This window comes from Simplicispira lacusdiani (genome assembly GCF_003604195.1).
Lineage (GTDB): Bacteria > Pseudomonadota > Gammaproteobacteria > Burkholderiales > Burkholderiaceae_C > Simplicispira > Simplicispira lacusdiani.
The window spans coordinates 466,609-479,878 of record NZ_QXGR01000001.1; the positions used below are offsets into that span (position 1 = coordinate 466,609).

13 protein-coding genes are annotated in these 13,270 nt (G+C 51.2%); 10 read left to right on the forward strand and 3 right to left on the reverse strand.

Annotation, left to right across the window (positions count from 1 at the left end):
- Nucleotides 1-8: 8 nt before the first annotated feature.
- The 10 genes from D8S75_RS02105 (at nucleotide 9) to D8S75_RS02150 (ending at nucleotide 9,172) form a co-directional block, all read left to right on the forward strand.
- A complete protein-coding gene (locus D8S75_RS02105) occupies nucleotides 9-875 on the forward strand; it encodes a glycosyltransferase family 2 protein (RefSeq protein WP_119964268.1) in 867 nt (288 codons plus the stop codon).
- A 1-nt stretch (nucleotide 876) separates the two neighbouring features.
- Nucleotides 877-2,058, forward strand: a complete 1,182-nt coding sequence (locus D8S75_RS02110; protein ID WP_119964269.1) for a DegT/DnrJ/EryC1/StrS family aminotransferase — start codon at nucleotides 877-879, stop codon at nucleotides 2,056-2,058.
- Between the two features lie 27 nt (nucleotides 2,059-2,085).
- The gene (locus D8S75_RS02115; protein WP_119964270.1) at nucleotides 2,086-2,784 is read left to right on the forward strand and encodes a WbqC family protein; all 699 of its coding nucleotides are present in this window, start codon (nucleotides 2,086-2,088) and stop codon (nucleotides 2,782-2,784) included.
- 11 nt (nucleotides 2,785-2,795) lie between these two features.
- Nucleotides 2,796-3,770, forward strand: coding sequence for a glycosylase (locus tag D8S75_RS02120; RefSeq protein WP_119964271.1), 975 nt, complete (start codon nucleotides 2,796-2,798; stop codon nucleotides 3,768-3,770).
- Between the two features lie 27 nt (nucleotides 3,771-3,797).
- Nucleotides 3,798-4,751 carry a glycoside hydrolase family protein gene (locus D8S75_RS02125; RefSeq protein ID WP_119964272.1) on the forward strand — a complete coding sequence of 318 codons (954 nt, stop codon included), beginning with the start codon at nucleotides 3,798-3,800 and terminating at the stop codon, nucleotides 4,749-4,751.
- Entirely contained in the window at nucleotides 4,748-5,209 is a 462-nt protein-coding gene (locus tag D8S75_RS02130) for a GNAT family N-acetyltransferase (RefSeq protein WP_157982578.1), read from the forward strand. The genes D8S75_RS02125 and D8S75_RS02130 overlap by 4 nt, the downstream gene beginning before the upstream one ends.
- A gap of 2 nt (nucleotides 5,210-5,211) precedes the next feature.
- Complete coding sequence (locus D8S75_RS02135) at nucleotides 5,212-5,958, forward strand: class I SAM-dependent methyltransferase (RefSeq protein ID WP_119964274.1); 747 nt, start codon at nucleotides 5,212-5,214, stop codon at nucleotides 5,956-5,958.
- A 6-nt stretch (nucleotides 5,959-5,964) separates the two neighbouring features.
- A complete protein-coding gene (locus tag D8S75_RS02140) occupies nucleotides 5,965-7,419 on the forward strand; it encodes a lipopolysaccharide biosynthesis protein (protein ID WP_119964275.1) in 1,455 nt (484 codons plus the stop codon).
- Complete coding sequence (locus D8S75_RS02145; protein ID WP_119964276.1) at nucleotides 7,416-8,387, forward strand: glycosyltransferase; 972 nt, start codon at nucleotides 7,416-7,418, stop codon at nucleotides 8,385-8,387. Before D8S75_RS02140 ends, D8S75_RS02145 begins: the two co-directional genes overlap by 4 nt.
- Nucleotides 8,388-8,539: 152 nt before the next feature.
- Complete coding sequence (locus tag D8S75_RS02150; RefSeq protein ID WP_157982579.1) at nucleotides 8,540-9,172, forward strand: class I SAM-dependent methyltransferase; 633 nt, start codon at nucleotides 8,540-8,542, stop codon at nucleotides 9,170-9,172.
- Between the two features lie 14 nt (nucleotides 9,173-9,186).
- Here D8S75_RS02150 and D8S75_RS02155 read toward each other — a convergent pair whose 3' ends face one another.
- The 3 genes from D8S75_RS02155 to D8S75_RS02165 all read right to left on the reverse strand — a co-directional run bounded on the left by D8S75_RS02155 (nucleotide 9,187) and on the right by D8S75_RS02165 (nucleotide 13,206).
- A complete protein-coding gene (locus D8S75_RS02155; protein WP_119964277.1) occupies nucleotides 9,187-10,230 on the reverse strand; it encodes a glycosyltransferase family 2 protein in 1,044 nt (347 codons plus the stop codon).
- A gap of 441 nt (nucleotides 10,231-10,671) precedes the next feature.
- Nucleotides 10,672-11,781 carry a glycosyltransferase family 4 protein gene (locus D8S75_RS02160; protein ID WP_198673121.1) on the reverse strand — a complete coding sequence of 370 codons (1,110 nt, stop codon included), beginning with the start codon at nucleotides 11,779-11,781 and terminating at the stop codon, nucleotides 10,672-10,674.
- A 93-nt stretch (nucleotides 11,782-11,874) separates the two neighbouring features.
- Entirely contained in the window at nucleotides 11,875-13,206 is a 1,332-nt protein-coding gene (locus D8S75_RS02165) for a nucleotide sugar dehydrogenase (protein WP_119964278.1), read from the reverse strand.
- Nucleotides 13,207-13,270 lie beyond the last annotated feature (64 nt).

Genomic DNA, 13,270 nt, shown 5'->3' on the forward strand with positions numbered 1-13,270 from the left:
AATTAGTGATGCGTATATCAATCGTCTTGCCTGCGAAGAATGAGGAGGCGGCCATTGGCGGCACAGTAGATGCGGCATTGCGGGCTATTTCGCAATATAAACCAGAAATTGAGGTTATCGTAATTGACGATGGTTCAACTGATGGGACCGCTGCGGCAGCAGAAATGGCTGGGGCTCGTGTAATTTATCATCCGTATGGAAAAGGTAATGGTGCGGCGATAAAAACCGGAGCAAGAGTGGCAAATGGTCAAATCGTCGTATTTATGGATGCTGATGGGCAACATGATCCATCCGATATTCCTCGTCTGCTAGAGAAAATAGAGCAGGGTTACGATATGGTTGTGGGTGCACGACAGAAAGGCTCGCAGGCCAGTATTGGGCGCGGATTGGCCAATGCGCTGTATAACCGGCTTGCATCTTGGATGGTGGGCCATCAGGTGGAGGACCTTACTTCTGGTTTCCGGGCGGTACGCGCTGATAAATTCTCTGAGTTTCTATATCTTTTGCCTAATGGCTTTTCTTATCCAACCACAAGCACCATGGCGTTTTTTAGGGCCGGGTACTCGGTTTCATATGTGCCCATACATGCAGCTCGGCGCATAGGGAAAAGTCATATAAAATTGTTTCGTGATGGTGCAAGATTTTTGATTATCATATTTAAGATTGGAACACTTTTTTCTCCATTGAAAATATTTGCCCCAGTGGCCTTGTTGATGTTCCTGCTGGCTAGCGGCTGGTATGGCTGGACATACGTCCATGAGGGGCGATTTACCAATATGAGTGCATTATTGTATACAGGAGGGGTAATGGTTTTCTTGCTGGGTTTGATATCTGAGCAAATTACCTCTCTAATGTATCAGCGCATAGAGAAATAGTATGCCTAGCGAGGAATTATCATCCGAGCGTGCAATTAATCCAGCATCGGAGGTTGGGGGGAGGATTTTTCCTGTCCCTCTACATGTTGGTCGCCCAAATATTGGAAATCGCGAAGCTTTTCTTGCGTATGTAGGACAGATTCTTGATAACCAATGGCTCACTAACAATGGACCAATGGTGCAAAGGCTTGAAGAACGCATTGCCAAACAGTTGGGTGTCAAGCATTGTGTGGCCATGTGTAATGGGACCATTGCACTGGAGATCGCTATTCGTGCGCTTGGCCTCTCAGGGGAGGTCATCGTGCCTTCTTGGACATTTGTAGCCACAGCGCATGCGTTGTACTGGCAGGGGATTACCCCTGTGTTTGCCGATATTGACCCGGCAACGCATAACCTTGACCCTGAAGCGGTACGCCGGATGATCACGCCTCGCACCAGTGGAATTATCGGTGTGCATCTATGGGGGCGTGCGGCGCCGGTGGACGCGCTGCAGTCAATTGCAAGCGAACATGGACTGAAGTTGATGTTTGACGCTGCCCATGCCTTTGGCAGTTCTTTTAAGGGTCAGAGCATTGGCAGCTTCGGTGCCTGCGAGGTGTTTAGTTTTCACGCTACTAAAGCTTTCAACACAATGGAAGGCGGCGCAGTCACTACCAATGATGATGAGTTGGCCGAGGCTATGCGTTTGATGCGCAATTTTGGCTTCAGGGGCTACGACAACGTCGTGCACCCTGGGACCAATGGCAAGATGATAGAAATGTGCGCTGCCATGGGTTTGGCCAATCTGGATAGTTTCGATGCTATTGTAGAGAGCAATAGAAATAACCATTCCGCTTACCACGAAGCACTGGCAGGTATTCCAGGTATCAGCCTTTTAAGCTTCGATCCCAGCGAACGCAATAGTCATCACTATATTGTATTGGAGGTAGACGCTGGTTGTTTGGTCGGCCGCGACGCCATTATTGATGCCTTGCATAAAGAAAATGTATTGGCGCGTAAATATTTTTGGCCGGGTTGTCACCGGATGCAACCCTACCGCGACTTGTTTCCGCATGCGGGACTGGTGTTGCCGCATACCTGCGAATTGGCCGAGCGGGTGGTCGTGCTGCCAAATGGTACGACGCTTAAGCACGGCGCAATCGAAACGATTGCTGCCATATGTCGTTCCCTTGTCAGTATTTGATTTTAAGTTGATTGATAGGGTGGTGCGATGAAGGTCGCGATCATGCAGCCGTATTTTTTGCCATACATTGGTTATTTTCAATTAATTCGGGCTGCAGATGTTTTTGTGGTTTATGACAATATTAAATTTACCAAGAGGGGTTGGATTAATCGCAATCGATACTTGCTTAATGGGCGCGATGAGTTGTTTTCATTGCCGTTAGAAAAAGCTTCCGATGCGCTCGATGTTCGTGATCGTTGTCTGGCCCCTGTTTTTGATCGAATCAAGTTTCTGAATCGATTCTCTGAGGCGTATAGGGCGGCGCCTTATTTTAACGATGTGATGCCATTATTGCGACGAATTGTTGGTTTTGGTGATTTCAATCTTTTTAATTTCATTCATGCATCGTTGCGTGAGATCTGTGGTCATTTATCTATCGGTACGCCTTTGATCGTCTCTTCAGCGCTTGATGTTAATCATGATTTGAAGGGTCAGGATCGTGTATTAGCGATTTGCAGGCATTTGGGCGCGGATACCTATATCAATGCTAGCGGTGGACGTGATTTGTATTCGAAGGAAATATTTAATGCTGAAGGTATGGAATTGAAATTTTTGCGGTCACATCCATGTGAATATCCTCAATTTCATCTGCCATTTGTTCCGTCATTGTCGATATTAGATGTGATGATGTTCAATTCTTTGACTTCAATATCCGATGATTTCCTTTTTCGTTGTGAATTGGTTTAATATCGTCCCAGATGGAAAAAGCAACACACAACTGGCACAAGCTCGGCCGCATTTTTAACCCACAGGACGTCACGGATCGGCTCTGGCTAAAGGAGTTTGCTCAAGCTCCGGCAACACTGGTGCTGGATGACAGGGTGCGCGTGTACTTTTCCTGCCGTCCATCAGCTGATGCTGATGGACAATACACAAGCCGCTCTGCCTGGGTAGATCTCGACCGCCGCGACCTTACACGTGTCTTGGCTATTGCCGAGCAGCCCATCTTGCCACTGGGCGATACCGGAACCTTCGACGAATTCGGTACTTACCCGGTGTCTGTTGTGCGCGACGGGGCACGGGTGGTCGCTTGCTATGCTGGCTGGACACGATGCCAATCTGTCCCCTTCAACACCGCGATTGGCTTAGCCCACAGCGACGATGGCGGTCAAAATTTCAGGAAAGCCGGACCAGGGCCAATCCTTAGTTTTTCACCTGATGAGCCGTTCGTGCTAAGTGGGCCAAAGTTGCGTCGCTGGGGTTCGAGCTGGCACCTGTTCTATATCGCTGGACGAAAGTGGCTTCTTGACGGCTCGCGCCCGGAGCCTGTTTATCGTATCCGGATGGCAACGTCTGATGACGGGAGGACATGGGTCAAGGCAAACCGCGATCTGATTCCCGTACGTTTGGGAGACAGCGAAGCACAGGCGAGCCCGGACGTATTTCGGGGGCGCGAGCGCTTCCATATGTTCTTCTGCTACCGTCATGGTACGGACTATCGCAACCACAACCGTGGTTACCGAATTGGTTACGCTCATTCAATAGACCTGCTGCACTGGACACGCGAAGACGAATATGCAGGTCTAGACGTTTCCATCGAGGGTTGGGATTCGGAGATGGTCAGTTATCCGCATGTGTTCGAATTGGACGGTACTATCTACATGCTCTATCTAGGTAATCAGGTCGGCCGTTGGGGCTTCGGGCTTGCCCGTCTTGATGGCACCCTAGACTGACGCTCAATTCGAGATAGCGAGGCGACTTTGAATTGGAAGAAACTTGGTAAGATTTTTGACCCTGGGCAATATGCGCTGCCAGGGAATTGCTCCTGTTTCGCGCAATCGCCACAGGCGCTGATTTATGACGACTTTGTGCGCATCTATTTTTCTTCGCGCGAGCGTGAGCCCTCGGGCATGTATATAAGTCAGGTCGCTTGGGCGGATTTTGATAAGTCGTTCCAGACTGTTCTTAGAATATCCCCAGAGTTGGGGTTGACGCGCGGCCAATTAGGCTGCTTCGACGAGCACGGAGTTTTTCCGATCAGCCCGCTACGCCATGACGGACGGATCCTCGCTTACACAACTGGCTGGAGCCGACGCGTCTCAGTTGCGGTTGAAACTGGCATTGGTTTGGTCGAGAGCAAAGATGGTGGTGCGACTTTTGAGCGGCTAGGAAATGGCCCAGTGCTTTCCGCTTCGTTACATGAGCCCTTTCTTGTTGGGGACGGTTTTACGCGCGTGCACAAAGGAGTGTTCCACATGTGGTATATCTATGGTACTGCATGGCATAAGTTCACGCCCGAATCGACACCGGATCGCACGTACAAGATTGGCCATGCGACATCCGTCGATGGAATATCGTGGCAAAAAGAAGAAGCGCATCAGATTATTTCTGATCGCATCGGTCCAGATGAATGCCAAGCCTTGCCAAGTGTGTTGAAAATCGGCACGCGTTGGCATATGGTTTTTTGTTATCGACAGTCGTTCGATTTTCGTAGCAACAACGCGCGCGGCTATCGACTTGGTCACGCTTGGTCGGACGATATGTTGCACTGGGTACGCGACGATGAAGGCTTAGGCATTGACGTTTCCGCCACGGGGTGGGATTCGGAAATGATGTGTTATCCGCATTTATTCGAATGCGATGGTCGCGTTTATCTGCTTTACAACGGGAACTCTTTTGGTCGAGATGGTTTTGGGCTTGCTGTGCTGGAATGACGTCACAGATTTGGACGTTAACTGAAGGGTGTGCAAGTGAGGCGGAGATTCTGGCTCATCTTGTGCGCTGTGATGCGCGCTTCATGCCACCGCTATCGATTCGAGTCGATTTAAGCGAGTATGCACATCGACTGCATGGACGGGCTCGTTGCTTTGAAGCATGGGCACACAATGCATTAGTCGGCCTGCTCGCAGTCTATCTTAATGATAGAGATGGTACGGCCTTCATTAGTAATGTCAGCGTTGATGCTGATTTTCTCGGGCGGGGTATTGCAACTGAACTACTCGCACAGGCAATCAAGCATGCGGCCACAATGGGGCTTGCAAGGGTTCGCTTATATGTTAGTGCGGCAAATACTTCGACGCGGCATCTATACGAGAATAATGGCTTTTGTATTTGTGCGACTGATGGCGAGCAGCTATTAATGCAGTTGGATTTACCGGAAATGAGGAGGTAATTATGTCGCGCGATTACAACGCCGAAGGGCGTGATGTCACTGAGCACAGATATGCCTACGGTTTTGATTTTGATGTTATGCATCATTATATGGTGCAATCCTTCAAACCTTTTTTCCGCCATGGAAGCCTGCTGGAGTTGGGTAGTTACAGAGGAGATTTTACCAGCAGGTTGATTCTTTATTTTGATGATGTTACCTGTGTGGAGGCTTCGGGCGAAGCTTTAGCAATTGCCAGAGAGCGCCTTGCTGATAAGGTATTATTCATTGATGGGCGGTTTGAAACCGTGATGCTGCCGCGGCGTTATGAAAATATTATTCTCACCCATGTATTAGAGCATCTTGATGATCCGATTGCTGTGCTGCGACGGATCAACGAAGAGTGGCTGGCCGAAGGTGGTCGTCTGTTCTTGGTCTGTCCAAACGCCAACGCACCATCACGCCAAATCGCGGTGAAGATGGGGCTGATTGAGCACAACGCTGCCGTGACGCCAGCCGAGGCAGAGCATGGCCATCGCATCACCTACTCCCTCGACACTTTAGAACGAGATGCCACGCGTGCAGGTCTGCGTGTGATTCATCGCAGTGGAATCTTCTTCAAGGCGCTGGCGAACTTCCAGTGGGATCGACTGCTGCAGACCGACATTATCTCGCAGCAGTATCTAGATGGTTGCTACATGCTCGGTCAGCAATACCCGGATCTCTGTTCCAGCATCTTTCTGCTCTGTGAATCCGGTGCTGAAATGCGCTGAGATGCCATGCTAAAAACACGGGCATTCAATGCAACCGTCTGGAGTGCGATCGATGTTTTTTCCCGACAAGGATTGCAGTTCGTAATATCAATAACTCTCGCCAGATTACTCGCACCAGCGGACTACGGCTTGTTCGGTATCGTTCTGCTTCTTGTTGGGGTGGCTGCAGTTTTTGCAGATGGAGGATTCTCTGCAGCACTGATACAACGGCAAGATGTTGATCGCGTCGATGAATCGACAGTCTTTTGGTTTAACTGTGCCGCTGGAGCACTCGTGGCATTGCTCCTATGTGCAGCAGCACCAGCTATCGCCGTATTCTATGAGCAGCCACAATTAACTTTACTGATCCAGTTGATGGCTCTAAATGTGCTTTTTGGTGCATTTGGTTCAATCCATGTGAGTTTGTTGACAAAATACTTGAATTTTCGAGTTCAAATTCTTGTCGGATTTTTTGCGGTACTGATTTCTGGGCTAATCGCTGCATGGATGGCTCGACATGGTTATGGTGTTTGGGCTTTGGTAGCCCAAGCTATCACGATGAATGCGGTTAATACGATCTTGCTTTGGATGGCAAGTCGATGGCGTCCATTATTAACATTTAGTGCTGCATCAATCCGTAAGTTATTTGCGTTCGGTAGCTATTATTTTGCATCGACTCTGATAGATAGTTTATATACACGTCTCTATACGATTCCTGTAGGGAAAATTCATGGGATGAGCGTGCTGGGGTATTATATAAATGCTGATAGCATCCAGCAAATGCCTAGTGGGGTTTTGATTAGGGTGTTTTCGCGCGTTGCTTTTCCAATGTTTGCCGCTACGGCACACGACGTCTCAAAAATCAAGCGTGGTATGCAGATGGCAATTCGTGCGATGATGCTAATCAATGTTCCAGTGATGCTTGGAATCGCAGTGCTGGCTGAACCAATAATGAGTGCTATTTTTGGAAGGCAGTGGTTGCCATCGGTTCCTATTCTGCGTGTGCTTTGCCTCGCAGGAGTCTTGGCTCCGATACATGCACTAAATTTAAATTGCCTAATGGCCATGGGGCACTCTCGGTTGGTTTTTCGAAATGAACTCATCAAAAAAGTTCTTGGACTGATTTTGCTCGGAATTGGCTCATTCTTCGGTGTAATGGGCGTTGCTTGGTCAATTGTCGTACTCAGTATTTTTGGTTTGGCGTTGAACGTAAGATACGCGCACCTGTTCGGGTATGGTCTTGAGGCGCAAGTCCGGGAGTTTCTGCCGACACTGGCGGTAGGGGCAGTCATGGCGGGTTTGGTCGGTTGGCTCGCGATGATGTGGCAGGCTCCTGACCTGCTTAAAATTACCGGTTTGACGGTGTTGGGTGCTGTCGTATTCTTAAGCTTAGCAGTACTTGTGCGACTGGATGCACTGCGGGATGTGATCGTGCTGTTTCGCAATAGTCGAGATGCTCAAGAGAAAGATCGTCCTTTATGAATACTGTGGCAAATAAGCAGCCCGAGGTGTCTGTAGCCCTGCTTGCCTGGAATCATGCGCACTATATCGAGCGTTGCATCAAGAGTGCTCTTGAGCAAGCAAATGATGTTCGAATCGAGATATTGGTTGGCGATGATGCATCCACGGATGGCACCACGGAGATTGTTGCCGCCTATGCCCGGATGCATCCTGAATTAATTCAACATATTCGACGCGGCGAGCGGATAGGTGGTTCGGCGAATTATATTGATATATTGGCGCGCGCGCGTGCGAAATTTATTGCTCATCTGGATGGCGATGATTTCTGGTTTCCTGGCAAGCTCAGGCGCCAAGTTTCATATATGCATGAAAATGCTGATTGTGCTGCTGTTTATACGAACGCAGTCGCAATTTCCGAGCAGGGTGATCAGATCGGTGTGTTCAATGATTTCCGTGATTCCATAATCGGAGTGCCTGATTTATTGCGCAGTGGTAATTTTCTTTGCAACAGCTCGATGTTGTTTCGTAGCCATTTGCGCACGGCAATATTTGCGATAAAAAGGCCTGTGCTGGATTTTCAAATTCATCTCCTGCATGCGGCTACTGGCCATTTGGCGCAAATTCCCGAAATCCTTGTTGGTTATCGAGTAAATTCGTCAGGGTCGATAGTAGCCCATGCGAATGACTTCGTGCGCGAGCTGTATTGGCAAGCTATCCAGAGTGTGCCGCGTGAACTGGTAAGCGACAGCGACTATGCCCACGGCATTGCAGACTTTTTGCGCCGCGTCTTCTTCCGCGCGGTTCGCACGCGCGACCTTGTCTTGCTGCGCCGATGGGCCAGTGCGGTATATGCGGCATCACCCTATGGACGACTACGCACGACAGCCCTTGTACTAGGCAATATCACCCGGTCGGCCGTCAAAATGACAGCTCCCAAATTGGCCGAGTTTGCGGGGCGCGAACACTTCCCTGTGTTGTACCGTCACTGAGATTTGGACCAATGGCACTCCACTTGCACAAACTCGTTCCCTATGTCCTCGCTGGCTGGTTTCCGGGTGGCCGTAGACAGTGCGTTATTTGCGGAAATCGTGTATGGAGGTTCATGCCATATCGGCAAGGGGCACGTGGGGTTGTACCCTTGATGAAGGTACTTGATGTAGTTGGCAGTGATGTGGATCATTTTGAGTGTCCACGATGCGGAGCTCATGACCGTGAGCGCCATTTGCTCCTGTATTTACGGGCATCTGGGATTTTTGCGCAGCTACCAGAGTGGTCGGTTCTGCACTTTGCACCTGAAAAACGCTTGTCTCGGCGGATAGCTGAGCAAAAACCACTTCAGCATATTCGCTGCGATTTATACCCCACAACGGAGGACATCCTGCGAGTGGACATGCAGGCTATGCCTTTCGAATCAAACACCTTCGACTTGCTGCTTGCCAACCATGTTCTTGAACATGTAAGTGCGCTAGATCGAGCGCTGACGGAGATTCATCGTGTGCTAAAGCCGGGTGGCCATGCGATCCTGCAGACTCCCTACAGCCTAAGGCTGCATTGCTCATGGGAAGACCTGGGTATCGATACATCACAGGCACGTTTGCAGGCATATGGGCAGGAAGACCATGTGCGCCTTTTTGGGAGGGACATATTCGAACGCATTGCTGGGTTTGGTCTGGAACCCCACGTACATTGCCATCAGACGTTGTTGGCCGGTTATGATGCCGATGTGTTTGGCATCAACCCATTGGAGCCGTTCTTCCTCTTTCGGAAATTCTGATGGGCTGGTGCAAGCTAGCGCAGTTCGGGTATTCCATGGCGAAACAGCATTATCAGTTTTCGCGGCACGCAGACAAATTTCTTCCAATAAACAAACGGTTGGATTATCCGCCTGCGTTGCACCGTAAGACGCTGTATGCGCCAAGCTACGCCATTTTGCCGCAGTTGTACGAACACATTGACATATACCTGCCGCCATAATATTGCATCGTGCTTGAGTAGGGCCAGGATCAGGCCTTCGGCAGCAAGTAGGCAGCAATGCAGCAGCAGCAGCAGCCAAACCAGCGGGCCGGGAGTGCAGATCAGCAGGATGGCCGTTTTGTTGCGCTCGCTGAGGGCTCGGCGGCGGTAGGTGGTCTGCAGCTTTCCTGAGTTGACCCGGTTACCTCCGAAGCTGGCGCCTTGGTGGTGGCGGTAGCCGCTGCTTGCAGTCACTATCACAGGGTGGCCACACAGGCGTGCCACGCAGCACAGGTACATGTCCTCGGCGAGGGAGCCCATCCATTCTGGGAATCCGCCCAGTGTGTTCCACAATGCACGAGGCATGAACATGCAGGCACCAATGACCATGCCCACATCTTTACGAGAGGGCTCCAGGTTTGGCACAGGGTTGTAGAACGGGTCGAGTAGGCAGCCGCGATCCACTAGATGGCCGGTCTTCCAGTCGTACTGCGGCAGCGAAATGATGCCTGCTACCGGTAGCCCGTTTGAGGCACTGAGTAGAGTGGCAAGAGCGTCGGGGAATAAGGCGGCATCGTTGTTCAATAGCAGGACGTAGTCACCACGCGCATGTGCCACCATGCGGTTGTTGGCTACACAAAAACCCGCATTTTTATCGGCGGCTAAAAGCTCGACACAGGGATAATGCTGCCGGATCCACTCCACCGAACCATCGCTAGAGGCGTCGTCGTGGATGATGATTTCGATAGCAATGTTTGCTTGTTGGTTTAGCAATGATTCGATGCAATCGCCCAACACCTGCACGCCGTTGTAGTTTGCGATACAGATAGAAATAGCTGGGGCTGTAGGTCGGTTTAGTGTGGGATAGTAGCGAACCATCGACTGTCCTCTAGCCCTATAACTGCTTGGCAGCGACTCTTTTCCACTCTATGACAGGAGTGGGCGCAAACGGCTTGATATTCGTCGAGTTGCACTGGATGTCAACGCATGGGCACCCCATTCGATAAGGTATAGATGAAGAAGTGCCTGAGAGGGACGGCAAGGCACCCTGCGGGGCGCGAGGGCGCTCCGCATCCCTTGGGGGTTTGCCTGCTGTTGCGCCGGGAGTAGAGGCAGGTGCCAAATGGATGACGGTGCCCCTCTACTGGCAGAGGGAGTGAATCATCCACGCCACGTAGGAGTGCGTGGCCGATCTGTGGCCAATCTATAGGCAATGCGGTCCGTTCTTTGTCAGTTGCAACGATGGGTATGCCGTGCGCCCTCAAGGCGGTCGGCCGTGCGTGTCCGACAAAATCACCGGCACCGATTGGCAGGACAGGATCAATCATTGTCAGGTCGTCCCAGTAGCCGTCGATAGACCCGCACATAACGAGTTGCACAATCATCCCACGTGCCCAGCCCTTGCTTTACCCTGGTTTGCGCTGCTTTGCCGATGCGCAGATTGATTTGAGGGTCCTCCAGCGCAGCCAGTGCCTTGGCATACTCCTGCTGGCTATCACACAGTACACCAGTCTGCATATTGGAAATGATGTCGGCATGTGCGGGAAGTTGGGACGCGATGATCGGGAGCCCAGCAGCCATGGCCTCCAGCATCACTTGGGGACGGCCTTCGGCGTGGTGGCTGAGTGTGACCAGGCCCTGTGCACGGGGAAACCACTCTTTGGCCAGTTGCTCGGGAGTAACGGGGCCGTGATAACGCACCCAATCGGGCAGTGCGATAGTTTCTTGCATGGGACCAAACAGATGTAACTGACGGATTTCGTTGTTAAACAGTGGCTGGGACCATGCAAACAACGGCCCCAGCTTGTCGGTGGTCAGGCGTGTTACAGCCAGCCAGCAAGGAGGAGCCATTTGGGAGCCAACAGGACGCTGGATGGCATACCAAGATGGATCGATTCCGAATGGGACGCTGGTGATGCTGGCGCAATCGCCAAACATTTCCTCCAGTGGCTGTTGCATCCAACTGGCATTAGGGCAAATAGCAGCGCGGCGGCCGCGCAGGCTGCGACGCAGCGCCTGCTTCATCATCGGCAATCGCAGCAACTGCATGTCATTGCCTAGTACCGTAATCAGCGCAGGCTTGCCATCATCTGGAAGTGGTAAGGCGCACTGCAACCAATTGATGTGGTAAACGTCGAAATCGCCGCAGCGTCGATAGACAGAGCGCAGCATGCGCAATAGTTTGAAGGCGGCAGGAAATCCTGTTATCGGTCGGGTGCGCAACCAGTGCGATATACCACCACGCTGCATGAGCTTGCTCAGCCATTCGGTTTCCTGTGTTGTGGCAACTAGTTGAACATTGGATGCGACCTCACCGGGAGGCGCCCATTGGCTTAGCTGAAGATCCGGCCGGCGTGCCAATGCATTGCCAATATTTGCGATGAACGTACCACGCCAATCTGTGGCATCACGAGGAAACGTGGTGCTCACAAAAAGCGAACGGATGGGAGATGTTGGAGAAAAAGAGGGCAAGGTATTGAAAATGGGGTTGAACGGGCTGCCCTTACTACAGCTTAATACCGGTTATCCGGCAATGACAGTTCGTCGATGCCAATCTAAACGCCCCCGGGTGTCAATAATCAAAGAAGCATGTTCTAACAGCACATCGTAGTCGAATGCATCGTGATCGGTGGCCAGCACGAGACAGTCATAGCTGGCGATGATTTCGGGTGTTAGAGACTCAGACTGCAGATCGAAGTGGTAGTTGCGTTTGCGTGGGAAGGTAGGTACATGCGGATCGCTGTAGGCTATTATGGCACCCTTGGCCTGTAGCAGGTCCATGATCTCCACGGCAGGGGATTCGCGTGTGTCATCGATATTTTTTTTGTAGGCCAGTCCCAACACTAAGATGCGGCTGTCCTTAACGGCCCGGCCTCTGTCATTCAGGGCGTCCGTGACTTTGCCTACCACCCATTGAGGCATGAAGTGGTTAATCTCACCCGCCAGCTCAATAAAGCGGGTATTGATGCCATATTCTCGCGCTTTCCAGGTCAGGTAGAAAGGGTCGATCGGAATACAATGTCCGCCAAGGCCAGGGCCGGGCCGGTAGGGTATAAAACCGAAGGGTTTGGTTGCAGCAGCATCAATCACTTCGTGAATATTAATACCCATCTTGTCTGCGACGATCTTCATCTCGTTTACCAAGCCGATGTTCACGCTGCGGTGGATATTTTCGAGTAACTTGGTCATCTCGGCGGCTTTGGTGCTACTGACAGGAACCATGGTCTGAATCGCGTGCTGGTAGAGCGCAATGCCCAAGGCGAGACAATATGGTGTGCAGCCGCCAATCACCTTAGGGATGTTTTTGGTGCCGAAATGTGGGTTTCCTGGATCTTCGCGCTCAGGAGAGAAAACAAGCGCGCAACTTATGCCTGGTTCTAGGCCCTGTGCACGCAGGCGCGGTGCCAGGATTTCATCTGTGGTGCCTGGCCAAGTGGTGCTTTCCAAGCTTACCAACTGACCTTCCCGCATATAGGGCAGAGCACTATCGATGGTATTGATAATGAAGCTGAGATCAGGCTCACGGTGTGCATTCAGCGGCGTAGGAACGCAAATGATGAGCGCATCTACAAGACGCGTCTGCGCGAAATCGGTTGTTGCCTTGAACCCCGATTTGATAGCAGTCTGGATGACATCGGGGGTGATGCGTTCTATATAGCTTAATCCAGCATTGAGTTTCTCAACCTTGGCTGGGTCGATGTCAAAGCCAATGACCGAAAGACCCGCTTCACAGAACCGCAGAGCCAATGGGAGACCCACATAGCCCAGACCATAAATGCCAATGGTGACACGCTTGTTGTCTATACCCTGCTGCAGAGCGGCAAGAGGTGAAATGTTGGCAGAGGTAGCGGGCATGGTGGCGGCAGGAGGGATGGCTCAAAAGGAGATAGTGCATAGGTAGCATGCCAGGAGATCTGCT